The organism is Enterovirga sp., from assembly GCF_035325185.1.
In the GTDB taxonomy this organism is placed as follows: domain Bacteria; phylum Pseudomonadota; class Alphaproteobacteria; order Rhizobiales; family Beijerinckiaceae; genus Enterovirga.
Genome location: NZ_DAOLAJ010000024.1, coordinates 14,245 through 37,242, shown reverse-complemented (window position 1 = coordinate 37,242; position 22,998 = coordinate 14,245). Strand labels below are relative to the sequence as shown.

Here is a 22,998-nt window from a genome sequence, read left to right as displayed (position 1 = left end):
GAGGATCGTCATGGCGGCGGAGAAGATCGGGGTCGTCGGGGCCGGGCTGATGGGGGCGGAGATCGCCTTCACCTTCGCGCTCGCGGGTCACGACGTGGTGCTGGTCGACACGACCGGGGAGAAGCTTGCCGCGGCCGTCGAGCGGCTCGGCGCCGTCTATGACCGCGGGGTGCGGCGCGGCGCCCTGCCGGCCGGCCAGGGAGAGGCGGCCTTCGCGCGGCTGCGGCGGACGACCGACCGCGCCGCCCTCGCCGACCGCGACTTCGTCACCGAGGCCGTGTTCGAGGAGGAAGGCGTCAAGGCCGAGGTCTTCCGGGCGCTGGACGGCATCTGCGCGCCCGGCTGCATCTTCGCGACCAACACCTCGACGATTCCCATCTCCTCCCTCGCCGCCGCGGTGGGTCCGCAGAGGCGGCGGCTTTTCATCGGCACCCATTATTTCTCGCCGGTGACCCGGATGAAGCTGGTCGAGGTCATTCCCGCCTTCGACACGGCGCCGGAGACCCTTGCGGCGACCCTCGACCTGTGCCGGCGCGCGGGCAAGACGCCGGTCGAGATCAAGGACGTCGCGGGTTTCGCCGTGAACCGGCTCCTGCACGCCTTCATGATCGAGGCGGTGAGGCTGGTCGAGGAGGGCGTCGCGACGCCGGCCGATATCGACATTGCCTGCCGGCTGGGCCTCGGCCACCCGATGGGCCCCTTCGAGCTGATGGATGCGACGACCTCGCATCTGTGCCTCCAGGTGCAGGAAATCCTCCAGGACGCCTATGGCGAGCGCTTCCGGCCCCGGCCCCTGCTGAAGCAGCGGGTGCGGGCGGGGCTGGTCGGGGGCCGCGGCAAGCCGGGCTGGCGCGACCCGAGCTGAGCGCTGGCCTCCCGCCCCCGAACGGGGGTAGATGGGCCATGCAGAGCCCCGCCGCTCCCTTCGACCGTGCGCTCGCCCGGCGCCGCCTCCGGCGCGCCCTGGCTGCGGGCAGATACCCGGCCTTCCTGCTGGAGCGGGCCGCCGAGGATCTGGCCGAGCGCCTCGCCGCCGTCACGCGCCGCTATGGGTGCGGGATTGATCTCGGCAGCCCGGTCCCGCTCGCGCTCGGGCCGATGCGGGGCCTGTGCGAGCGCGTCTTCCGCCTCGCCCCCGAGGGAGCGGAGGCGGCCGATCTCGTCGGGGACGAGGAAGCTTTGCCTTTCGCGGAGCAATCGGCCGGTCTCGTCGTGTCGCTTCTCGCGCTCCAGGGCGCCAACGACCTGCCGGGGAGCTTCGTGCAAGTGCGGCGCGTCCTCGAGCCGGATGGGCTGTTCCTCGCCTGCCTCCTCGGCGGGGAAAGCTTGACCGAGCTGCGCCAGTCCTTCGCCGCCGCAGAGGCGGAGCTGGAAGGCGGCGTCTCGCCGCGGATCGCGCCCTTCGCCGATATCCGGGCGCTGGGAAGCCTCCTTCAGCGGGCGGGCTTCGCCCTTCCGGTGGTCGATCTCGACCGCGCCGTGGTGCGCTACCGGACGCCTTTCGGGCTGATGGACGACCTGCGGGCGATGGGCTGGGCCAATGCGCTGGCCGAGCGCCGCCGTACCCCCCTGCGCCGCGCGACGCTGATGCGCGCGGCCGAGATTTACGGTGAGCGTTTCGCCGACGCGGACGGGCGGGTGCGCGCCACTTTCGATCTCGTCTGGCTCTCGGGCTGGGCGCCGCATGAAAGCCAGCAGAAGCCCTTGCGGCCGGGCTCGGCTCGGGCGAGGCTGGCGGACGCCCTCGGCGTGCCGGAATACGGCCCCACAGGAGACCCGCGATGACCGCCCCCGCCCCCAAGATCAAGCAGCCGGGCCGGGACCACCCGATCACGATCGAGAAGAACCCGCTACGCGTCCGCGTCATCGCCGGCGGGGTGATCGTGGCCGAGACGACGCAGGCCCTGACCCTGCGCGAGGCGAATTATCCGCCGGTCCAATACATTCCGCGCAAGGATATCGTGGCGGATCTCTTCGAGAAATCCGACCGCCGCTCCCATTGTCCCTACAAGGGGGATGCGAGCTATTTCACGGTGACGGCCGGCGGCCTGACCTGCCGCGACGCAGCCTGGAGCTATGCGGAGCCCTATCCGGCCGTGAGCCGGATCGCGGGGCATCTCGCCTTCTACCCGGACCGGGTGGACGCGATCGAGGAACTGGCGTGAGGCTCTCCTTCCCCGGCGATCTTTTTTGAGGCGGCACCGGCCGGAGACGCATGACGCGCCCCCTTTTCCCGGCGACCTCCGCCTCGCTGCGCCCGCGGGCCTGAGCGCCGATGCCGCGCCATATCCCGCCGCCTCCGGACCGGGCTCGACGGGGCTATGCCGCCTTCATCCAGCCGGACGACTACACCAAGCGCTTCCTGGCCGACGCCATCGCCGCCGCGCCGCTCGCGCCCCGCACGGTTGCCAAGGCGCTCTACTGGCATGCGACCCGCCGCTATGCGCGCGCGCGCTACCGCGTGCAGGAGATCGTCGGACGCCGCCTCGGCTTCGCCCTGCCGTCGAACCTGCGGCCGGTGGCCCCGCTGGTCCCGCCCGATCCGCTGCCGTCCTGCGCGGCGATCGTACCCGTCCGGGAAAACGTGTCCGAGGAGCGGCTGCGCACGACGATCGCCTCCGTCCCGGAGGGGGGCGAGACGATTCTCGCTGCCGCCGATGCTGCCGTCCTGGCCGGCCATGCGGGCCGCGCGGTGATCCTGCCCGGGGCGCGGAGCCTCGCCGATCTCGTCAACGGGGCGGCGCGAGCTTGCGACCATGAGCTTCTGCTGATCCTCCTTCCCGGCAACGTGCTGCTGCCCGGAGCCCTCGGCCCGATCGCCGCGACGCTCGCGGGGGAGGGGATCGAGGCCGCCCTTGCCGACGAGGTGCTGGCCCTTGCCGATCTCGTCCTGCCGCTGCTGAAGCCTGACTTCGATCCGGACCTCCTGCTCCAGGTCGATGTCGCGGGAGACTTCCTCGCGGTCCGCCGTGCGGCCTTCCTGGCTCTCGGGGGCTATAAGGCGGGGCGCGAGGGGGCGCTTGCGCGGGATTTCCTGCTGCGCCTCGCCACCGTGCGCGGGGAGAAGGCGGTGGGACACGTCATCGGGCCCGTCCATGGGCGCGACCTGCGCGGGGGCGAGGCGGATGACGGAGGCGACGGCCTCGCCGCCGTCGAGGCCCATCTCGCGGCGACGGGCGCGAAGGCCACGGCGCAGCGTGTGGGTCCGGGGCTTCGCATCGAGATCGCGCGCGCTCTCGCCGATCCGCCGCCCGTGACGGTGATCGTGCCGACGCGCGACCGGCTCGACCTTCTCGTCCCCTGCCTCGACGGGCTTCTCGGGGGGACCGATTATCCCGATCTCGAAATCATCGTGGCCGATAACGGCAGTTCCGAGCCCGGGACGCTCGCGCGGCTGAGAGCATACGAGCGCGACCCGCGCATGCGCATCGCGCCCATGCCGGGGCCGTTCAATTTCTCCCGCATCAACAACGACGCAGTCGCGATGGCGCGGGGCCGCGTCGTCGTGTTCATGAACAACGATGTCGAGGTGCGCGAGCCCGGCTGGCTCAGGCTCCTCGTCGCCGAGGCGATTCGCCCCGAGGTCGGGGCGGTCGGTGCGAAGCTGCTCTATCCGAACGATCTGATCCAGCATGCGGGGGTGGTGCTCGGCCTCAGGGGCGGGCCGGCCGGCTATGCCTTTCATCTCTTCCGCGACGGCCATCCCGGCTACCTGCACATGCTGGAGACGACGCGGCGCTGCTCGGCCGTGACGGCCGCCTGCCTCGCGATCGAGCGCGCGAAATTCGAGGCGGTCGGCGGCTTCGACGCTGAGGCTTTCGCGGTCGCCCTCAACGATGTCGATCTCTGCCTGCGGCTCGACGCGGCGGGCTATCGCAGCCTCCATGTGCCGGGCGCCTGCCTGCTGCACAAGGAATCCGCCTCCCGCCCCAGCGACTGGAGTCCCGACCAGCGCGCCCGCTACGAGCGCGAGCTGGCCGCCTTCACCGGGCGCTGGGCGGATCGCCTCGCGCGCGATCCCTGGTACAATACCTGCCACGGACAGGTGATGGCGGATTTCTCCGTGCCGCTCTGGACGGACCCGGCCTGGCCGCCGGCCCCATGATCCCGATCCTGAGCGAGGAGGGCGGGCGTTTCCGCGGGCGCTGGCTCCGTCTGCTCTACAGCCAGAGCTTCCTCGGCCAGCCCGCGCGGCCGCTGGTGCGCTTCGTCCGCGCGGGGGGATGCGAGGAGCATCTCCTGGCTGCAGCCGCGCTCGGGCGGGGAGCCTGGACCTGGAAGGCGCCGGCCGATCTGCGACGGATCGAGGTCCTTGCGCCGGCCGGCCGGGCGGCGGCGCTCCGGGTCGATGCGCTCCGCCCTCTTGCGTTCGGCGCCGTCCTTCTCCGCCTGATGCGGCACCCGCGCCGCCTCCTGCATCTTCTGCCCTGGGTCGCCTCGGAGAGGGGGCGCAACGTGGATGTGCACGAAGCCTTCGATCTCGCTCCGCCCGATGATTTCGCGCGCTATGCCCGCGAGCATCGCCGGCCCTTCGAGCCGGACGGGCTGGATGCGGGCCTTGGTGCCGCGGCTGCCTCCGGCCCGCGCCTGGGATTCGTCCTGCCCGTCCCAGAAGCCGGGGACCTTCCGCTCCTGCGCCGGACCCTCGCGGCCTTCGCGCGCCAGCTCGACGCCGGCTGGTGCCTGCTCATCCTTGCGCCGGCGGCCCTTGCGGGTGAGATCGAACTGCTTCCCGGGACGGAGATCCGGATCGGCAACGCGACGGAAGAGGCGGCGCTGGCCGCCGCCTGCGGCCTCGATGCCGGTTTCGTGGCGCGACTCCTTCCGGGCGACGAGCCGGACGAGACGGCGGTGGCGTGCCTGCGCGCGCATCTGGCGAGCCGCCCCGGCCTGTCGGTGCTCTATGCCGACAGTGCCCTTCGCATCCCGGCCGGGATCTCTGCCCAACTCAAGCCCGACTGGAGCCCGGCCTTCCAGGAGGGTCTCGACTATGTCGGTCGGCCTTGCCTCGTGCGCCGGACCCATCTCGGCGGCGCCGTGCGCTGGCGCGACCTGCCGGGCCTCGCCGCGCAACGGGACGGCGCTGCGGCGGTCGGGCATCTGAAGCGCGTCCTCTTCACCCTCGCCCCGGCCGAGCCCGCCCTTCCGGCGCAGGCAGCTCCGCGGGGGGAAAATGTCCCGGCGACCCTGATCGTCCCGACCCGCGACCGTGTCGAGCTTCTGCTCACGCTCTGCGAAAGCGTCTTCGAGAAGACGCCTGCCGGCAGCTACGAGATGATCGTCGTCGACAACGGCAGCGAGGACGAGGCGGCCCTCTCCTATCTGCGCGCGCTCGAAGAGCGGCCGGACCTGCGCGTTCTGCGTCAGCCCGGCCCGTTCAATTTCTCCGCCTTGGTCAATGCGGGGGCCGAGGCGGCGCGGGGCGAGGTCCTCGTCCTCCTGAACAACGATTGCGAGATCATCGCCGGGGACTGGCTTTGCCGCCTCGTCTCATGGGCGACGCGGCCCGACATCGGCGCGGTCGGCGCGAAGCTCCTCTATGCGGATGGCCGGATCCAGCATGCCGGGGTCGCGCTCGGGCTCGGGGGCGAGGCCGGGCACCGCGACCGCAGGATGCCGCGCGGCCATCCGGGGATGCTCGGGCGCCTCACCGTTCCCCACGAGGTGGCGGCTGTGACGGCCGCCTGCCTCGCGGTGAGCCGCGCGACCTGGCGGGAGGCCGGCGGCTTCGACGAGGTCCTGCCGGTCGCCTTCAACGATATCGATTTCTGCCTGCGCCTCCTGCGCCGCGGCTATCGCAATATTCTCGATCCGCAGGCTGTCCTCGTCCACGCCGAATCGGCCTCGCGCGGACGCGAGGAGGGTGCGCGCCGCGCGCGCTTCCTGAAGGAGGCCGCCTTGTTCCGCGAGCGCTGGGGTGAGATGCTGCGCGACGATCCATATTGGCATCCGCTGCTCTCGACCTTCCGGTTCCCCGACCGCCTCGGCTGAGGGGAACCATGCGCCGGGCGCCGCGTTTGCCCCCATCACGTGACCCCAGAGGAGACATCGACCATGAGTCGCGCTTACCCGTCCATGACGGCGTTGCTCGGCCTGCTCGCCATCGCGGGCTACCAGAACAGGGACAAGATCGGAGAGTGGCTGGGTGGCCTCACCGGCAACGACAAGCCGGGCGCACCGGGTGAGCCGAAATCGAGCGGCCTCGACGGCATTCTCGCGCCGTGGCGCGACCACGCGGCGGCGGCGCCCGCCGATGCCCCTGCGCGCGATGCCGGAGGCTTCCTGGGCGGTGGGCTCAAGGATCTGGTCGATCAGTTCCGCAATGCCGGCCATGGCGAGACCGTGGATTCCTGGGTCGGATCGGGGCCGAACAAGCCGGCGGCGCCGCATCAGCTCGAAACTGCGATCGGGCCGGACGTCCTCCAAGCCCTCGCCGGCCAGACGGGGCTCTCCAAGGAGGAGATCCTGTCGCGCCTCTCGCGCACCCTGCCCGAGGCCGTGGACCGCTACACGCCGAACGGCAGCCTTCCGGCCACCTGACGCCGCCGGGTCCGGGCCGGGCCGGATGCCGGATATGACCGGCGAGCCGGCTCTGTCCGGGAGCCTGCGGGCGCGTCTTCTCTGCTGGGCCTTCCGGCACTGGCTGAAGCCGCGCTCGCTGGGGCGGCCCGATATCCAGGCGAGCCGGGATCTCATGGCCCGCCTCTCGCGCGCGCCGCCACGGGGCACCCGCTCCGCGCCGGATCGGATCGGCGGCGTGGCGGGGGAATGGCTGCTCGGCCCGAGGGAGAGCAGCCGCACGCTCCTCTATTTCCATGGGGGCGCCTATGTGGTCTGCTCCCCGGCGACGCATCGGCCCGTCACCGGCGCCTTCGCGCGGCGCGGCTTTCGCGTCTTCGTTCCCGATTACCGGCTGGCGCCGGAGCATCCCTATCCGGCCGCCCTGGATGACGCGGCCGCGGTCTATCGGGGGCTTCTGGCCGGCGGCATGGAGCCCGGGCGCATCGCCTTGGCTGGGGAATCGGCCGGCGGCGGACTTGCCTTGGCGCTCCTCGCGAGGCTGCGCGACGAGGGTGCCCCGCTTCCGGCCGCGGCCGCCCTCTTCTCGCCCTGGGCCGATCTCTCCCTCGCGGGAGAGAGCATGCGGGCGAACGAGGCGGCCGATCCGATGTTCCATGCCCGGCATGCGCGATGGGTCGCCTCGCTCTATCTGGGCCATGCCGATCCGCGCGATCCGGGCGTCTCTCCCGTCTATGCCGACCTGACGGGATTGCCGCCGCTTCTCGTCCATGTCGGGGAGACCGAGCTGCTCCTCGACGATTCGCGCCGGATCGCGGAACATGCGCGCGCCTGCGGCGTGAGGCTGTCCCTGTCGATCTGGCGGGATGTCTTCCACGGCTGGCAGCTCTTTCCGTCCGTCCTGCCGGAGGCGCGCCGCTCCGTCGACGAGGCGGCGGCCTTCCTGCACGCGGCGATGGAGGAGCGGGGCTCGACGGCCGCACGGCGCGAGGCGCCGCCCCTGCGCGCAACAGGCTGACCGGCGGCAGGCTCCCGTCGAAACCGGGCGGCGCGCGGCGTTCCGGCATGCTATGCCGGCCCCGTCACACCGGAGGCGGGCATGCAGGTGGCCTCGGCGAGCGCCGAACCGATTCCTTTCTGGTCCGCCCTGTTCACGGACCGGCGCATCGCGCCGGCGCTCGGGCTCGGCTTCACCTCCGGCATGCCGTTCCTGCTCGTCTATTCGACGCAATCGGCCTGGCTGTCGGATGCCGGAGTCTCCATCGCGGCGATCGGGCTCCTCAGCGAATTGACCCTCGCCTACAAGTTCAAGTTCCTGTGGGCCCCGTTCCTCGATCAGTACGATCCGCCGCTGCTGGGCCAATGGCTCGGGCGGCGGCGGGCCTGGCTCGTCGTCGCGCTCCTTTGCGTGATGGCGACGCTGACCTTCGTCGCGTTCGGCGATCCGGCCCGTTGGCTGTGGTGGACGATCCTGTTCTCCTTCGCGCTCGGCATCGCGGGCGCGACGCTCGACCTCGTGCTGGACGGCTGGCGCATCACCAGCGTGCGGCCTCCCGAGAAACAGGCGGTCCTCTCCTCCTGGACCGAGATCGGCTGGCGCATCGGCAATCTCGCGGCGGGAGCCGGAGCGCTTTATCTCGCCGACCATGTCGGCTGGCGCGGCGCCTATCTCTGCATGGCGGCGCTGATGCTGGTCGGCATCGTCGCGGCGCTCGCCGCGCCCGAGCCCGATTCGGACATGGTCCCGCATATGCCCCATGCCGGCTTCGTCGAGACGGTCTGGGCGCCGATCCGCGACCTGATCACGCGGCTCGGGCCGATGGCGATCGCGATCCTGCTCCTGGTCGCGGGCTTCCGCATGCCGGGCTATATCGCGAGCGCCATGGCGGTGCCGCTGTTCAAGCACCAGAACTTCTCCAATACCGACATCGCGACGGTGACGAAGCTGTTCGGCTTCTGGATCGCGCTCGGCGGGACCTTCCTCGCGGGATGGCTTATCCCCCGCATCGGCATGATGGCGAGCCTCCTCATCGGCACGGTGGCGGCGTCGGCCTCCCATCTCGCGCTCGCCTATCTCGCCGCCCATGGCGGCGGCGGGGGCACGGCCTTCTGGACCTTCGCGGCAACGGTCTCGATCGAGAACTTCGCCTACGCCTTCGCTTCGATCGTGCTCATCACCTACATGTCGACCCTGGCCTCGGTCGAGCACGCGGCGAGCCAATACGGGCTCCTCACATCGCTCTGCGCCTTTCCCGGCAGCATCCTCGCCGGCTTCTCGGGCTTCATCATCGAGCATACCGGCTTCGTCTGGTTCTTCGTCTGGACCTCTCTGATCGGCATCCCGGTGGCGCTGCTCGCGGTCTATGTCTGGTACAAGGTCGGCATTTCCGACGAGATGCCGCCGCGTCCCGCCGGGACGCATTGAGCGGGGCGCATGAGTTGAGTTTTACCCTCCGCGGGTTGGAAAGCGGTGCGTCATGTCCCACTTTGCTGCCGGGACAGGGAATGGAGCGGGTCACGTGAACGTCAAGGATTTGCTGAACACGGTCGCCGCGGCGCAGGCGCCGAAAGCCGCCGGACGCGGCGGAATCGTCGAGAACCTCGCCAAGTCGCTCGGCGGCAAGGCCGGGGCAGTGCTGGTGACGATGCTCGCGACCAAGGTTCTCGGCGCCGCCAGGGGCCGCGCCGTGGGCGACATGATCGGCCGCTTCGGCGGGGCGGCGATCATTGGATCGCTGGCCTGGCAGGTCTACCAGGAATGGCAGGCGAAGCCGGCGGCCCGGCCGGCCGGCGGCGCGCCAGTGCCGGGCGGGCGGCGGACCGGGCTCGTGGGGGAGGGCGAGGCCGGTGCGACCGGGCCCGAGCCGGGCTCGCCCCTGGCGCCGGCGACGCCGGCCCAGGAGGAGGAACTGAGCCGCCTTCTCATCCGGGCCATGATCGGGGCCGCGAAGGCCGATGGTCAGATCGATTCGCGGGAAGAGGCGGCGATCGTCGCGGAACTCGGCCGGCTCGAACTCGGCGAGGCCGACCGCGCCTTCATCGCCGAAGAGCTGAGCGCGCCGCCGGATGTCCGCCGCATCGCCGACGGCGTGCGAAACCCGGAGGTGGCCGTCGCCGTCTATGCCGCTTCGCTCCTCGTGATCACCGTCGATACGGAGTCGGAGCGCCGCTACCTCGCCGCCCTCGCGGAGCGCCTGAATCTCGATCCTGGCCTCGCCGCTGCCCTCGAGGGGAAAATGAAGGAGGCGGTCCAGGCCGGATGAGGGTCATCCGGCCCGGTCGCGGGCCTGGTAGGTCTTGATGTCGGTGAAGCGGATCGCCGGATGGCGGTCCTCCTCGTATTTCAGCCCGTAGGCGGAAGGGGCGAGGAAGACCGGCGCGCCGTCGAGATCGCGGGCCATGGCCGAGCCGTTCTTGTCCGCGAACTTGTCGACCTCGCCTTTCTCGTCGGACATGATCCAGCGGGCGAGGTTGAAGCGGCTCTGCTCGTAGTCGATCGGAATGCCGTATTCGATCTTCAGGCGCTCCTTCAGCACGTCGAGCTGGAGCGCGCCCACCACGCCGACGATGGCGGGGGAGCCGTCATTCGGCAGGAAGAGCTGGACGACGCCCTCCTCGGCCATTTGCTGAAGCGCCTCGCGCAGCTTCTTGGCCTTCATCGGGTCGGAGAGCTTGATGCGGCGCAGGATCTCGGGCGCGAAGCTCGGCACGCCGTTGAAGGCGAGCGTCTCGCCCTCGGTCAGGGTATCGCCGATGCGGAGCGTGCCGTGGTTCGGGATGCCGACCACGTCGCCCGCATAGGCTTCGTCGGCGATCGATCGGTCCTGGGCGAAGAAGAATTGCGGCGCCGAGAGCGAGATCGGCTTGCCCGTCCGCACGAGCTTCGCCTTCATCCCCCGCTGGAGCCGGCCCGAGCAGACCCGCATGAAGGCGATGCGGTCGCGGTGGTTCGGATCCATGTTCGCCTGGATCTTGAAGACGAAGCCCGTCATGCCGGGCTCGGTCGGCTCGACGAGGCGCTTGTCGGCCTCCTGTCCCCGGGGCGGAGGCGCCACCGCGGCGAGGGCGTCGATCAGGTCGCGCACGCCGAAATTCTTCAGCGCCGAGCCGAAGAAGACCGGCGTCAGGTGGCCCTCGCGATAGGGCGCCTCCTCGAAGCGCTTCAGTCCCTCCTGGGCCAGCGTCACCTCCTCCAGCCACGCCTCGCGCTCGTGCTCCGGCAGGAGCCCGATGCAGTTCGGATCGTCCGGCCCCGAGACGGGCATCGCCTCGGCATCGGCGTCGAGCCGGCGCACGAGGTTCGTGGCGAGGTCGAGCGTGCCGGCGAAATGCTGGCCGCGCCCGATCGGCCAGGTGACCGGCGCCGTGTCGAGCGCCAGCGTCTTCTCGATCTCGTCGAGGAGGTCGAAGGGGTCGCGGCTCTCGCGGTCCATCTTGTTGACGAAGGTGACGATGGGGATGTCGCGCAGGCGGCAGACCTCGAAGAGCTTGCGCGTGCGCGCCTCGATGCCGCGCGCGGCGTCGATCACCATGACGGCCGAATCGACCGCCGTCAGAGTGCGATAGGTGTCTTCCGAGAAGTCCTCGTGGCCGGGCGTGTCGAGCAGGTTGAAGACGCAATCGGCATATTCGAAGGTCATCACCGAGGTGACGACCGAGATGCCGCGCTCCTTCTCGATGTTCATCCAGTCCGAGCGCGTCGAGACGCGGTTGCGTTTCGCCTTCACCTCGCCCGCAAGCTGAATCGCGCCGCCGAAGAGCAGGAGCTTCTCGGTCAGCGTCGTCTTGCCCGCGTCCGGGTGGGAGATGATCGCGAAGGTGCGCCGCCGCGCGACCGGATCGGTGGTGGCGGCGCTCATCGGGCGGCCTCCAGGAGGGCGAGGGTGCGCGGGTCGGGCTCGCCGCCGCAGAAGGCGTCGAGAGCCTCCCGGAAGGTGGGGAGCGAAGGATCGCAGACACGGGAGAACAAGGTCATGGAGGAGCGGAACTTCATGTCGTCGGGCGAGCCGAAGATCGCATGCAGCGACCGGCCGCGATGGGTGAGCACGGCCCGCGTGCAGGCGAGGAGGCGCGGCCCGAGAACCGGATGGGCCAGATAGGCCCGTGCCTCGCCGGGCGAGCCGATGCCATAGAACTGCGCCGTGGGCGAGAGGCCAAGGCCGGCGAGCTGCGGGAAAACGTACCACATCCAGTGACTGCGCTTGGTGCCGGCGCGCAGTTCGGCGAGGGCGTCGTCGTAGTTGCGCGCCTGGGCTTCGAGGAAGCGTACGAGATGGAACGGATCGTGATCGGTCATGGGGGCGTCAGGCGAGGTTGTCCACACTCTCTCCACAGGGCCGCGCGCAGCGCGGGAGGCGAGTTATCCACAGGTCCGGCCGAGGCTCCCGGTTGTGCCCGGCCGCGCATGCTCCATATTCGGGCTCCCTGCAACACGTAGAAAGGAGGTGATCGAGTGTCTCATTGTCATCAGGTGCGGTCGCCGATCGCCGTGACCCTGACCTCCGCCTCCCTCGAGGCGCGGGGCTGAAGGGTTTCAGGCCGCGCTGAGAAGCGCCGCCGACGGTCTTCGGGCCACACATAGGACAATGGAAGGGCCGCCCGCAGGGGCGGCCCTTCGCTTTTTGGGGCAGTCGCGTTCACGGATCTGCGCCGAGTGCACCTGCCCTGAAATCCAAAGCTTGCCCGAACGGCGCCGACATGCATCCTCGCGGCGCGGCGAATGGCGTCGCGCGTGTTTGGCCGGGGCGCGGTTGAAGGGGGCGGGAAGAATGAGGGCTCGGCGGCTCGCCCCGGCGATTCGGCTGTGGGGGCTTGTGCTTTTCGCCGCCCTGCTCCTTGCGGGCGGCCTCCGCGCCGAGCCGCCGCCCGCCGCCGTCCTGCGTGAGATCGCGCCGACCGGGCGCCTGCGGGCGGCGATCAATTACGGCAACGCCATGCTCGCCAGCCGCAACCAGGCCGGCGAGCTGAGCGGCATCTCGGTCGATATCGCGAGGGAACTGGGCGCCCGGCTCGGCCTGCCGGTCGATCTCGTGCCCTACGACACCGCCGGCAAGGTCACGGCCGCCGCGGGCCATGACGCCTGGGACATCGCCTTCCTGGCCGTCGACCAGGTCCGCGCCGGCGAGATCTCCTTCACCGCCCCTTATCTCCTGATCGAGGGGACCTATGCCGTGCCCGAAGCCTCGAGCCTGCGGACGGTGGACGATATCGACCGCGAGGGCGCGCAGGTCGCGGTCGGGCGCGGCAGCGCCTATGACCATTTCCTCACGAAGAAGCTCAAGCTCGCCTCGATCCGGCGCGCGCCGACCTCGGAGGATGCCGTCAAGCTCTTCGTCGAGCAGAAGCTCGATGCGGTGGCGGGCGTGCGCCAGCCGCTGGAAGTCTTCGCGCGGGACAATCCGGCCTTCCGCGTCATTCCGGGACGCTTCATGGCGATCGAGCAGGCTTTGGGAGTGCCGAAGGGCCGCGACCGCGCCTTGCGCTATCTCGTCGGCTTCATCGAGGACCTGAAGGCGTCCGGCTTCGTCGCCGAGGCTCTCGCGCATTACCGCCAGACCGAGGCGGTCGTCGCCCCGCCTTCTCCCGCGCCCTGACCCGGGCGCAGACCCGACAGGCGGTCCGAGGCTTCCGCGCCGGGCGCCGGGCGGCTAAGGCAACGCAGCACAGTCTCGATCCGGGTCCATCATGTCCGAAGCCAATCCCGACGACCTCTGCGTCGACACGATCCGCACGCTCGCCATCGACGCGGTCGAGAAGGCGCAGTCCGGCCATCCCGGCGCCCCGATGGCGCTGGCGCCGGTGGCCTACACGCTCTGGCAGCGCTTCCTGCGCTACGATCCGGCCGATCCGGCCTGGCCGAACCGCGACCGCTTCGTGCTGTCGGCCGGCCATGCCTCGATGCTCATCTACGGGCTCCTCCACCTTGCGGGCGTCGCCTCGGGGGCCGGGGACAACCGCCCCGCGGTGTCGCTCGACGACATCAAGGCGTTCCGCCAGTTCGGCAGCCGTACGCCGGGCCATCCCGAGTTCCGGCATACGCCGGGCGTCGAGACCACGACCGGCCCGCTCGGCCAGGGTTGCGGCAATTCCGTCGGCATGGCGATGGCGAGCCGCTGGAAGGCGGCCCGCTACAACCGGCCCGGCGCGACCGTCTTCGACTACGACGTCTACGTCATCTGCTCGGACGGCGACCTGATGGAGGGCGTCGCGAGCGAGGCGGCCTCGCTCGCGGGGCATCTCGGCCTGTCGAACCTGTGCTGGATCTACGACGCCAACACCATCACCATCGAGGGCAAGACCAATATCGCCTTCACCGAGGATGTCGGCCGGCGCTTCGAAGCCTATGGCTGGCGCGTGCTGCGCGTCGCCGACGCCAATGACCGCGAGGCGGTGGCGAAGGCGCTGGAAGCCTTCAAGGCCGAGAGCGAGAGACCCACGCTCGTCGTCGTGACCTCGGTGATCGGCTACGGCGCGCCGAAGAAGCAGGGGACCTCCAAGGCCCATAGCGATCCGCTCGGCGCCGAGGAGATCAAGGGCGCGAAAGCCCTCTACGGCTGGCCCGACGAGCCGACCTTCCGCGTGCCGGACGGGGTTTATGCCCGCTTTCGCGATGGCATCGCCAAGCGCGGCGCGGAGCTGAACGCGGCCTGGAAGGCGAGCCTCGACAAGCTCCGCCGGGAGGATGCGGCGCACGGCGCGGCGGTGGACGCGCTGCTCGCGGGCGAGCTTCCGGCGGGATGGGACGCCGACATTCCCGTCTTCCCGGCCGATGCGAAGGGTCTCGCGACGCGCGAATCCTCCGGCAAGGTTCTCAACGCGATCGCCGCCCGGGTGCCGTGGATCCTCGGCGGCTCGGCGGACCTTGCCCCCTCCAACAAGTCGAAGCTCGAATTCGAGGGTGCCGGAACCCTGGGGCCGGAGGAGCCCGGCGGGCGCAACATCCATTTCGGCGTGCGCGAGCACGCCATGGGCGCGATCGTGAACGGGCTCGGCCTCAGCGGGCTCAAGGCTTATGGGGCGACCTTCCTCGTCTTCTCGGACTACATGCGTCCTCCGATCCGGCTCTCCGCGCTGATGGAGCTTCCGGTCTTCCAGATCTTCACGCACGATTCGATCGGGGTCGGCGAGGACGGCCCGACGCACCAGCCGATCGAGCAACTCGTGGCCTTGCGCGCCATCCCCCACCACATCCTCTTGCGCCCCGCCGATGCGAACGAGGTCGCGGAGAGCTATCGCGTCGTGATGGCGCAGACGCGCCGTCCGGTCAGCCTCGCCCTGAGCCGGCAGGCCCTGCCGACCCTCGACCGCACCCGTTACGGCTCGGCCGCGGGCCTCGCCCGTGGAGCCTATGTGCTGGCCGATGCCGCGGCAGGCGCACCGCGGGTGATCCTGATCGGCACCGGCAGCGAGGTGCGGCTCTGCGTCGAAACCTACGAGAAGCTTGCGTCCGAGGGCATCGGCGCGCGCGTCGTCTCGATGCCTTCCTGGGAATTGTTCGAGGCGCAGGACAAGGCTTATCGCGACAGCGTGCTGCCGCCCTCCGTCACCGCCCGCGTCGCCGTCGAGATGGGTTCCCCCATCGGCTGGGACCGTTATGCCGGGCCCACCGGCACCATCATCGCGATGCACGGCTTCGGCGCCTCGGCGCCGATCAAGGACGTCACGGCCCATTTCGGGTTCACGGCCGAGAAAGTGTACGAGGCGGCCAGGGCGCAACTGGCGAACGTCGTGTGACGATGCGCGTTGTGCCAGCGTCGCGCGCCTCGAAGCATGCACGGTCCCGCATGCTTCGAGGGGGCCCTCGGCCGGCATCCCGGCATGAGGGGATCGGGACCGGCGAAAGGAGGATCGCCCGATGAACCCGCTCAAGACGCTTTTCGCCGAGCAGGGCCAGGCGATCTGGCTCGACTTCGTCGCCCGCGGCTTCGTGCGTGGCGGGGGCCTGAAGAAGATGGTCGAGGAGGACGACATCCGCGGCGTCACCTCGAACCCGGCCATCTTCGAGAAGGCCATCGCCGGCTCCGACGAATACGATGAATCGCTCGTCGCGGCGCGCAAGGCGCCGGGCCGCTCCGTGATGGAGCTGTTCGAGGGGCTCGCGATCGAGGACATCCGCGATGCCGCCGACGTGCTGCGCCCGGTCTTCGACGAGACAAAGGGCGGCGACGGCTATGTCAGCCTCGAGGTCTCGCCTTATCTCGCCTATGATTCCGAGGGCACGATCGCCGAGGCGCGCCGCCTCTGGAAGGAGGTGGGGCGCGACAACCTGATGGTGAAGGTCCCCGCGACCGATGCGGGCCTTACGGCGATCCGCACGCTCACGGGCGATGGCATCAATATCAACGTCACGCTGCTGTTCTCGCAGGACGTCTACGAGGCGGTGGCGAATGCCTATCTCGATGGTCTCGACGATCTGGCGAAGGCGGGCGGCGATGTGGCGAAGGTGGCGAGCGTCGCCTCGTTCTTCGTCAGCCGTATCGATACGGCGGTGGACAGCGCGCTCGACCGAAAGATCGCCGAGGCGAACGACCCGGACGAGAAGGCATCCCTCGCCGCGCTCAAGGGCAAGGTTGCGATCGCGAACGCCAAGCTCGCCTATCGCCGCTACAAGCGGCTTTTCGGCGACGGGCGTTTCCAGCAGCTGAAGGCGAAGGGCGCGCGTGCCCAGCGCCTCCTCTGGGCCTCGACCGGCACCAAGAACAAGGCCTATCCCGACACGCTCTATGTCGAGGAACTGATCGGGCCGAACACCGTCAACACGGTGCCGCCGGCGACGCTCGACGCCTTCCGCGACCACGGCAAGGTCCGCCCCTCGCTGGAGGAGGACATCAACTCGGCCGCCCGCACCCTGGACCGCCTCGCGCGGGCGGGAATCGATCTGGGCGCGATCACGAGGAAGCTCGTCGAGGAGGGCGTCGACCTGTTCAAGGACGCCGCCGACAAGCTGCTGGGCGCCGTGGCCGAGAAGCGCGCCCGGGTCCTCGGGCCGCTGCTCGACCGGCAGAGCCTCGCCCTCGGCCCTCTCGCGGCCGACGTGAAGGCGCGGGCCGAATCCTGGCGGGCGGACGGCACGGTTCGCCGCCTCTGGGCCCGCGACAAGAGCGTCTGGACCGGCCGGGACGAGGACAGATGGCTCGGCTGGCTCGACATCGTCGAGCGCGAGAAGGGGCGCCTCGCCGCCTACAAGGCTCTGGCCGAAGAGGTCCGGCGCGAGGGCTTCACCGACGCGCTCGTCCTCGGGATGGGCGGGTCGAGCCTCGGGCCCGAGGTCCTGGCCGAGACCTTCGGCAAGCAGCCCGGCATGCCGCGTCTGCGCATCGTCGATTCCACCGATCCAGCCCAGATCCGGCGCACCGAGAACGCGGTCGAGTTGTCGCGGACGCTCTTCATCGTCGCCTCGAAATCGGGCTCGACGCTCGAGCCCAACGTCTTCCGCGACTATTTCCTCGCGCGGATGAAGGAGGTGGTCGGCGCCGACAAGGCGGGAGCGCATTTCGTCGCCGTCACCGATCCGGGCTCGGCCATGGAGAAGGCGGCCCAGGCCGACGGCTTCCGGGCGATCTTTCACGGCGAGCCGCAGATCGGCGGGCGCTTTTCGGTCCTGTCAGCCTTCGGCCTCGTGCCGGCGGCGGTGATGGGGCTCGATCTCGACGCGCTCCTGGCCTCGGCCGAGACGATGATGCGGGCCTGCGGGCCGGACGTGCCGCCCGAGGCCAATCCCGGCATCCAGCTCGGCCTCGCCCTCGGCGCGGCCGCGAAGGCGGGGCGCGACAAGGTCACGCTCGCGGGGGCGCCGGAACTGCGCCATTTCGGCGCCTGGGCCGAGCAGCTTCTCGCCGAATCCACCGGCAAGGACGGCCATGGCCTCATCCCGGTCGACGGCGAGCCGCTCGGGCCGCCCGAGATCTACGGGCAGGACCGCATCTTCGTGCACCTCCATTTGGAGGGGAAGGGGGACGACGAGGATGCGCCCCTCGATGCCCTGGAGGCGGCCGGCCATCCGGTGATCCGGATCGGCCTCGCGCGGCCTTCCGACATCGCGCAGGAATTCTACCGATTCGAATTCGCGACCGCCGTCGCGGGGGCGGTGATCGGGATCGACGCCTTCGATCAGCCCGATGTCGAAGCCTCGAAGGTGAAGACGCGGGAGCTGACCGACGCCTATGACCGCGACGGCAGGCTGCCGGCCGAGAAACCCGTCTGGTCGGGTCCGGGCGTCGACCTCTACACCGACCCGCGCAATGCCGACGCGCTCGGCAGGGCGGACGACCTCGCCGTCTGGCTGAAGGCCCATCTCGGCCGCGCCGGGGCCGGCGACTATGTCGCCCTCCTCGCCTATCTCGACCGCGACGAGGCGAACCAGGCGGCGCTGGCCGGCATCCGCCTCGCGATCCGCGACAAGCTGAAGGTCGCGACCTGCCTCGGCTTCGGGCCGCGCTTCCTGCATTCGACCGGTCAAGCCTATAAGGGCGGGCCGAATTCCGGCGTCTTCCTCCAGATCACGGCCGACCCCGCGCGCGACCTCCCCATTCCCGGCCGCAAGGCCACGTTCGGGGTGGTCGAGGCCGCGCAGGCGCGGGGCGATTTCGACGTCCTGGCCGAGCGCGGCCGCAGGGCGCTGCGGGTGCATCTGAAGGGCGGCGACGTCGCGGGCGGATTGGCCCGCCTCGGCGAGGCCGTGCGCAAGGCCCTCGGGTGAGAGGCACCGTACCCACCTCTCCCCGGGGGCGGGCAGAGGTCGAGAGCGCGGCAGCGCTTCGGGTGAGAGGCGGGCACCCGGCTGCGGCTCGTTTCGATGGCCCCTCATCCGGTCGCGCTGACGCGCGACTCGACTTCTCCTCGCGAGCGGGGAGAAGCAACCGGAGAATACCATGCAGCTCGGGATGATCGGCCTCGGCCGGATGGGCGGGAACATCGTGCGCCGCCTGATGCGCGCGGGGCATTGCTGCGTCGTTTACGACCGCAGCGCGGAGGCCGTCCGGGCGCTGGCGGGGGAGGGGGCGACGGCGGCCTCCGGCCTCGCCGACATGGTGGCGAAGCTCGAGGCGCCGCGCGCGGCCTGGATCATGCTTCCGGCGGGGGCTGCGACCGAAGAGGCCGTCGGGGAACTGGCCGGCCTGATGCAGGCGGGCGATACGATCATCGACGGCGGCAATTCCAACTACAAGGACGCCATGCGCCGCGCGGCCTCCCTTCGTCCGCGCGGGCTGCATTTCCTGGATGTCGGCACCTCGGGGGGCGTCTGGGGGCTGGAGCGCGGCTATTGCATGATGATCGGCGGCGACAAGGACACGGTCGACCGGCTCGATCCGATCTTCTCCGCCCTCGCGCCCGGCCTCGGCGAGGTCCTGCGCACCGGGGGCCGCGAGGGGCGCGATCCGCGCGCCGAGCGCGGCTATATCCATGCCGGGCCGAGCGGGGCGGGCCATTACGTCAAGATGGTCCATAACGGCATCGAATACGGCATGATGCAGGCTTTCGCGGAGGGCTTCGACATCCTGCGCAGCGCCGCTTCCCCCGAATTGCCCGAGGCGCAAAGGCTTGAGATCGACGTCGCGGACGTGGCCGAGGTCTGGCGCCGCGGCTCGGTCGTGACCTCCTGGCTGCTCGACCTTACCGCCTCGGCCCTCGCGGCCGATCCGACGCTCGAGGGCTTCAGCGGCTTCGTCGAGGATTCGGGCGAGGGGCGCTGGACGGTGAATGCGGCGGTCGAGCAATCGGTCCCGGCCGACGTGCTGACAGCGGCGCTCTATGCGCGGTTCCGCTCGCGCGGGAAGGCGGATTTCGCCAACAAGATCCTCTCCGCCATGCGCAAGGGCTTCGGCGGCCACCAGGAGCCGAAAAGCTGATGAGCGAGCCGATGCGGCCGAAGGCGTCGGCGCGGGGCGCGACGCCCGCGCCGGCCTGCACGCTCGTCATCTTCGGGGTGACGGGCGACCTGACGAGCCGGCTCCTGATGCCGGCGCTCTACAACCTGTCCCGCTGGGGCCTCCTGTCGGACGGCTTCTCGATCCTCGGCATCGGGCGCTCCGGGATCGGCGCCGAAGGGTTGCGGAAGGAACTCGATTCGGCCATCCGCAGCTTCGTGGCGGAATCCGGGCGCGATTTCGACGAGGCTGCCTGGAGCCGGGTCGTCGCCTGCCTCGACTATCTCCGCGGGGACGTCACCGATCCCTCCCTCTATCGCGAGATCGGCGCGCGGCTCGCGGGCCGGCCGGCCCTGTTCTATCTCGCCGTCGCCTCGACCCTGTTCGGGCCCATCGTGCAGAAGCTCGGGGAGGCCGGGCTCGCGCGCGAGGAGGGCGATGCCTGGCGGCGGGTCGTGATCGAGAAGCCCTTCGGCCACGACCTCGCCTCGGCCCAGGCCCTCAACCGCGAGGTCCTGGCCGTCCTGCGCGAGGACCAGGTGTTCCGCATGGATCATTTCCTCGGCAAGGAGACGGTCCAGAACATCCTCGCCTTCCGCTTCGGCAACGGCATCTTCGAGCCGCTCTGGAACCGCGACCGCATCGATCATGTCCAGATCAGCGTCGCGGAGGCGGTGGGCGTCGAGCGCCGCGGCATCTTCTACGATGCGACCGGGGCGCTGCGGGACATGGTGCCGAACCACCTGTTCCAGCTCTTCACGCTCATCGCCATGGAGCCGCCCATCTCCTTCGCGGCCGACGACGTGCGCGACAGGAAGGAGGATGTCCTGGCCGCCATCCGCCCGCTGGACCGAGAGGCGGCGGTGGCGAATGCCGTGCGCGCGCAATACGGGCCGGGCGAGGTCCTGGGCCGGCCCGTGGTCGATTACCGCCAGGAGCCCGACGTCTCGCCCGCCAGCACGACCGAGACCTATGCCGCCATGCGGCTCGACATCGACAACTGGCGCTGGGCGGGAGTGCCCTTCTACCTGCGCACCGGCAAGTCGATGACGCGGCGCACGACCGAGATCGCGATCGCCTTCCGGGAGGCGCCGCTCGCGCTCTTCCGCGACACGGCGGTCGAGGCGCCGGCCGCGAACTGGCTCGTCCTCCAGATCCAGCCGGACGAGGGCATCAGTCTCGAATTCGGCGCCAAGGTGCCAGGTCCGCAGGTGAAGCTCGGCCGCGTGCAGATGGGCTTCAAGTATCGCGACCATTTCCGGGTCGATCCCTCGACCGGCTACGAGACGCTGATCTACGACGCCATGACCGGCGACGCGACGCTCTACCAGCGCGCCGACAATATCGAGGCGGGCTGGCGCGTGGTGCAGCCGATCCTCGAAGCCTGGAGCGAGGTGGCCGCGCCCATGGCCCGCTACGCTGCCGGCAGCGAGGGCCCGGCCGAGGCCGACCGGCTGCTCGCGCGCGACGGGCGCGCCTGGAGGCGCCTCTCGTGACGGATCGTCCCGCCCCCATGCCCCACGGCCTCGTCGTGATGGGCGTCTCCAGCTCCGGCAAGTCGACCCTGGCCGAGGCTTTCGCGGCACGTTTCGGCTGGACCTGCCGCGACGGCGATTCCTTCCACTCGCCGCAGAACGTCGAGAAGATGAGCCACGGCATCGCGCTGACCGACGAGGACCGCTGGCCCTGGCTGCGCTCCATCGCCGCCTGGCTGAAGGAGAATCGCGAGGCGGGCCGGCATGCCGTCGTCTCGTGCTCGGCGCTGAGGCGCGCCTATCGGGACATCCTCGTCGGGGGCGAGCCGGACGAGGTGCGGATCGTCTTCCTCGAAGGAAGCCGCGAGCTGATCGGCGCCCGCATGGCGAAGCGCAAGCATCACTACATGCCGACGAGCCTGCTCGACAGCCAGTTCGCCACGCTGGAGCCGCCCGGCCCGGACGAGCGGCCGATCACCGTTGCCATCGACGTGACGCCCGCGGAGATGCTGGAGGCCCTCGTGCGCGCCCTGGAAGCCGAAACCGGCCGGCCGATCCCGGTCGAGAGCCCCTGAGCTGCCGGGCGATCGCACCCTCGTCATCCCGGCTCTCCGCTTCGCTCCGGCCGGGATGACGGAGCGTCCGGCAAGGGACCCCGCAGGCGGTGGAAAATCCGCCAACAGCCACACCTTGCACGGCTTTTCGATCCGGTGGGGGCTTGACCCGCAGGCCCGGAAAGAGCATTTCTCCTCAAGGCCGCGCGCCTTCGCTCGCGGCTGCAATCGGAATCCGTCAACCCCATGCCAAGCGACAGTCATAGTCGACTGACCGCGCCAGCCGCGGCCGCTCCGGGCGCCTGATCCTTCCGATCGGCTCACCCGGCCGGCCCGATTGGCCGGTCGTTCGGAGGTGAGCCATGAACAACGAGATTCGCTATCTCGCCCAGCACCTGCTGCATGCCGGTGTGAGCCCGCTCTCGGACCGCGATCGCCGCGTGATCCAGCGCGTCGCGCGGCGCGTCCATGTGGCGCGCGATCTCAATCAGGTCTTCGAGGAGCGCCTCACGGTGGCCGAGAAGCTTTCCGATCGCGTCGCGGCGGTCGGCGGCTCCTGGAGCTTCATCGTCGGCTTCGCGGTCTTCCTGGTCGCCTGGGCGCTGCTCAACGCCGTCGTCCTGGCCGCGCATGCCTTCGATCCCTATCCCTTCGTCTTCCTGAACCTGCTCCTCTCGATGCTGGCCGCGCTCCAGGCGCCCATCATCATGATGAGCCAGAACCGGCAGGCCGCGAAGGACCGGCTGGCGGCCGCCCTCGACTACGAGGTGAACCTCAAGGCGGAGACGGCGATCGCCGACCTGCACGACAAGATCGACCGCCTGACGGCGCAGCTCGACCGCCTCGTCGACATGGATGCCCGCCGGGGCGTGGGAGGTGGCGAGGAGGCGGAAGGCCGCGCGGCCCTGCGGGTGGCGTGATGGCGCGCTCCGCCGGCATTTCCCCCAGCTCGACGGCGGCCGTGCTCTGGCTGATGATCCTGCTCGTCTTCCTGCCGATCGGGATCGGGCATGTCCTCGCGAGCCGCCTCGCCCAACCGGAATCCCCTTCGGGGGCCTCTCATCAGGAATCCCAGCCGCGCGCGGGATAAGGCTGCATGGCTGTGACGGAGGTCCATTTCTATCACCTCCAGCGCCGGCCGATGGAGGCTGTCCTGCCGGCCTTGCTGGCGAAGTCGCGCGAGCGCGGCTGGCGCGCCGTGGTCAAGGTCGACGGGGACGATCGCCTCGCGGCGCTCGACGATCATCTCTGGTCCTTCTCCGACGAGAGTTTCCTGCCCCATGGCACCGACCGCGAGCCCGATCCGGCCGAGCAGCCGGTCCTGCTGACGGCGGGCGATGACAACCGCAACGGCGCCGCCATCCTGTTCCTGGTGGAGGGGGCGGCCATGCCCGCCGATATTTCCGGCTACGAGCGCGTGGTGCTGATGCTGAACGGGCGCGACGAGGAGGCGGTCGCTGAAGCGCGCGAAGTCTGGCGTCGCCTGCGTGGGGAAGGGTACGCCGTCACCTATTGGCAGCAGGACGAGACGGGACGCTGGCAGAAGCGGGCCTGAGGCCGGCGCCCTCCCTGTCCTTCCCGGCC

Annotated in this window: 20 protein-coding genes; 18 read left to right on the top strand and 2 right to left on the bottom strand. The window is 70.3% G+C overall.

What is annotated here, in order from left to right:
- The first annotated feature begins 10 nt into the window (after window positions 1-10).
- From PKD06_RS07125 to PKD06_RS07085, 9 genes are all read left to right on the top strand, one after another.
- On the top strand, window positions 11-865 hold the full coding sequence (locus PKD06_RS07125) for a 3-hydroxyacyl-CoA dehydrogenase family protein (protein WP_324379022.1): 855 nt from the start codon (window positions 11-13) through the stop codon (window positions 863-865).
- 38 nt (window positions 866-903) lie between these two features.
- The gene (locus tag PKD06_RS07120; RefSeq protein ID WP_324379019.1) at window positions 904-1,785 is read left to right on the top strand and encodes a methyltransferase domain-containing protein; all 882 of its coding nucleotides are present in this window, start codon (window positions 904-906) and stop codon (window positions 1,783-1,785) included.
- Window positions 1,782-2,165 (top strand): DUF427 domain-containing protein, encoded by a 384-nt coding sequence (locus PKD06_RS07115; RefSeq protein WP_324379017.1) that lies wholly within the window; start codon window positions 1,782-1,784, stop codon window positions 2,163-2,165. Before PKD06_RS07120 ends, PKD06_RS07115 begins: the two co-directional genes overlap by 4 nt.
- Window positions 2,166-2,275: 110 nt before the next feature.
- Window positions 2,276-4,105, top strand: a complete 1,830-nt coding sequence (locus PKD06_RS07110; RefSeq protein WP_324379015.1) for a glycosyltransferase family 2 protein — start codon at window positions 2,276-2,278, stop codon at window positions 4,103-4,105.
- A complete protein-coding gene (locus PKD06_RS07105) occupies window positions 4,102-5,991 on the top strand; it encodes a glycosyltransferase (protein ID WP_324379013.1) in 1,890 nt (629 codons plus the stop codon). The genes PKD06_RS07110 and PKD06_RS07105 overlap by 4 nt, the downstream gene beginning before the upstream one ends.
- Before the next feature lie 63 nt (window positions 5,992-6,054).
- Entirely contained in the window at window positions 6,055-6,540 is a 486-nt protein-coding gene (locus PKD06_RS07100; protein WP_324379010.1) for a YidB family protein, read from the top strand.
- Window positions 6,541-6,574: 34 nt separating this feature from the next.
- On the top strand, window positions 6,575-7,537 hold the full coding sequence (locus PKD06_RS07095; RefSeq protein WP_324379008.1) for an alpha/beta hydrolase: 963 nt from the start codon (window positions 6,575-6,577) through the stop codon (window positions 7,535-7,537).
- A gap of 81 nt (window positions 7,538-7,618) precedes the next feature.
- Window positions 7,619-8,944 carry an MFS transporter gene (locus PKD06_RS07090; protein ID WP_324379006.1) on the top strand — a complete coding sequence of 442 codons (1,326 nt, stop codon included), beginning with the start codon at window positions 7,619-7,621 and terminating at the stop codon, window positions 8,942-8,944.
- A 94-nt stretch (window positions 8,945-9,038) separates the two neighbouring features.
- The gene (locus PKD06_RS07085; RefSeq protein WP_324379004.1) at window positions 9,039-9,782 is read left to right on the top strand and encodes a tellurite resistance TerB family protein; all 744 of its coding nucleotides are present in this window, start codon (window positions 9,039-9,041) and stop codon (window positions 9,780-9,782) included.
- Between the two features lie 3 nt (window positions 9,783-9,785).
- Here the strand turns inward: PKD06_RS07085 and PKD06_RS07080 are convergent, their stop codons facing one another.
- A complete protein-coding gene (locus tag PKD06_RS07080) occupies window positions 9,786-11,378 on the bottom strand; it encodes a peptide chain release factor 3 (RefSeq protein WP_324379003.1) in 1,593 nt (530 codons plus the stop codon).
- The gene (locus PKD06_RS07075; RefSeq protein WP_324379001.1) at window positions 11,375-11,815 is read right to left on the bottom strand and encodes a DUF1810 domain-containing protein; all 441 of its coding nucleotides are present in this window, start codon (window positions 11,813-11,815) and stop codon (window positions 11,375-11,377) included. Before PKD06_RS07075 ends, PKD06_RS07080 begins: the two co-directional genes overlap by 4 nt.
- A 472-nt stretch (window positions 11,816-12,287) precedes the next feature.
- Between PKD06_RS07075 and PKD06_RS07070 the strand changes: the two genes are divergently transcribed.
- The 9 genes from PKD06_RS07070 to PKD06_RS07030 all read left to right on the top strand — a co-directional run bounded on the left by PKD06_RS07070 (window position 12,288) and on the right by PKD06_RS07030 (window position 22,969).
- A complete protein-coding gene (locus PKD06_RS07070; RefSeq protein ID WP_324378999.1) occupies window positions 12,288-13,112 on the top strand; it encodes a transporter substrate-binding domain-containing protein in 825 nt (274 codons plus the stop codon).
- 91 nt (window positions 13,113-13,203) lie between these two features.
- Window positions 13,204-15,252, top strand: a complete 2,049-nt coding sequence (gene tkt, locus PKD06_RS07065) for a transketolase (protein ID WP_324378997.1) — start codon at window positions 13,204-13,206, stop codon at window positions 15,250-15,252.
- Window positions 15,253-15,373: 121 nt separating this feature from the next.
- Window positions 15,374-18,217, top strand: a complete 2,844-nt coding sequence (locus PKD06_RS07060) for a bifunctional transaldolase/phosoglucose isomerase (RefSeq protein ID WP_324378994.1) — start codon at window positions 15,374-15,376, stop codon at window positions 18,215-18,217.
- 172 nt (window positions 18,218-18,389) lie between these two features.
- Window positions 18,390-19,367: a phosphogluconate dehydrogenase (NAD(+)-dependent, decarboxylating) gene (gene gnd, locus PKD06_RS07055; RefSeq protein ID WP_324378992.1), complete on the top strand. Its 978-nt coding sequence runs from the start codon at window positions 18,390-18,392 to the stop codon at window positions 19,365-19,367.
- Entirely contained in the window at window positions 19,367-20,881 is a 1,515-nt protein-coding gene (gene zwf / locus PKD06_RS07050) for a glucose-6-phosphate dehydrogenase (protein WP_324378990.1), read from the top strand. Before gnd ends, zwf begins: the two co-directional genes overlap by 1 nt.
- Complete coding sequence (locus PKD06_RS07045) at window positions 20,878-21,435, top strand: gluconokinase (RefSeq protein ID WP_324378988.1); 558 nt, start codon at window positions 20,878-20,880, stop codon at window positions 21,433-21,435. Before zwf ends, PKD06_RS07045 begins: the two co-directional genes overlap by 4 nt.
- A 341-nt stretch (window positions 21,436-21,776) precedes the next feature.
- The gene (locus PKD06_RS07040) at window positions 21,777-22,334 is read left to right on the top strand and encodes a DUF1003 domain-containing protein (protein ID WP_324378986.1); all 558 of its coding nucleotides are present in this window, start codon (window positions 21,777-21,779) and stop codon (window positions 22,332-22,334) included.
- Window positions 22,334-22,504 (top strand): hypothetical protein, encoded by a 171-nt coding sequence (locus PKD06_RS07035; protein ID WP_324378984.1) that lies wholly within the window; start codon window positions 22,334-22,336, stop codon window positions 22,502-22,504. The genes PKD06_RS07040 and PKD06_RS07035 overlap by 1 nt, the downstream gene beginning before the upstream one ends.
- Window positions 22,505-22,516: 12 nt before the next feature.
- Window positions 22,517-22,969 (top strand): DNA polymerase III subunit chi, encoded by a 453-nt coding sequence (locus PKD06_RS07030; RefSeq protein ID WP_324379045.1) that lies wholly within the window; start codon window positions 22,517-22,519, stop codon window positions 22,967-22,969.
- Window positions 22,970-22,998: the final 29 nt, after the last annotated feature.

Bases quoted from the DNA above. Each gene is read 5' to 3' on its own strand.
- PKD06_RS07125 (WP_324379022.1), top strand. From the start codon at position 11: ATGGCGGCGGAGAAGATCGGGGTCGTCGGGGCCGGGCTGATGGGGGCG.
- PKD06_RS07120 (WP_324379019.1), top strand. From the start codon at position 904: ATGCAGAGCCCCGCCGCTCCCTTCGACCGTGCGCTCGCCCGGCGCCGC.
- PKD06_RS07115 (WP_324379017.1), top strand. From the start codon at position 1,782: ATGACCGCCCCCGCCCCCAAGATCAAGCAGCCGGGCCGGGACCACCCG.
- PKD06_RS07100 (WP_324379010.1), top strand. From the start codon at position 6,055: ATGAGTCGCGCTTACCCGTCCATGACGGCGTTGCTCGGCCTGCTCGCC.
- PKD06_RS07035 (WP_324378984.1), top strand. From the start codon at position 22,334: ATGGCGCGCTCCGCCGGCATTTCCCCCAGCTCGACGGCGGCCGTGCTC.
- PKD06_RS07040 (WP_324378986.1), top strand. From the start codon at position 21,777: ATGAACAACGAGATTCGCTATCTCGCCCAGCACCTGCTGCATGCCGGT.
- PKD06_RS07060 (WP_324378994.1), top strand. From the start codon at position 15,374: ATGAACCCGCTCAAGACGCTTTTCGCCGAGCAGGGCCAGGCGATCTGG.
- PKD06_RS07110 (WP_324379015.1), top strand. From the start codon at position 2,276: ATGCCGCGCCATATCCCGCCGCCTCCGGACCGGGCTCGACGGGGCTAT.
- PKD06_RS07105 (WP_324379013.1), top strand. From the start codon at position 4,102: ATGATCCCGATCCTGAGCGAGGAGGGCGGGCGTTTCCGCGGGCGCTGG.
- PKD06_RS07090 (WP_324379006.1), top strand. From the start codon at position 7,619: ATGCAGGTGGCCTCGGCGAGCGCCGAACCGATTCCTTTCTGGTCCGCC.
- PKD06_RS07080 (WP_324379003.1), bottom strand. From the start codon at position 11,378: ATGAGCGCCGCCACCACCGATCCGGTCGCGCGGCGGCGCACCTTCGCG.
- PKD06_RS07075 (WP_324379001.1), bottom strand. From the start codon at position 11,815: ATGACCGATCACGATCCGTTCCATCTCGTACGCTTCCTCGAAGCCCAG.
- PKD06_RS07070 (WP_324378999.1), top strand. From the start codon at position 12,288: ATGAGGGCTCGGCGGCTCGCCCCGGCGATTCGGCTGTGGGGGCTTGTG.
- PKD06_RS07095 (WP_324379008.1), top strand. From the start codon at position 6,575: ATGACCGGCGAGCCGGCTCTGTCCGGGAGCCTGCGGGCGCGTCTTCTC.
- gnd (WP_324378992.1), top strand. From the start codon at position 18,390: ATGCAGCTCGGGATGATCGGCCTCGGCCGGATGGGCGGGAACATCGTG.
- tkt (WP_324378997.1), top strand. From the start codon at position 13,204: ATGTCCGAAGCCAATCCCGACGACCTCTGCGTCGACACGATCCGCACG.
- zwf (WP_324378990.1), top strand. From the start codon at position 19,367: ATGAGCGAGCCGATGCGGCCGAAGGCGTCGGCGCGGGGCGCGACGCCC.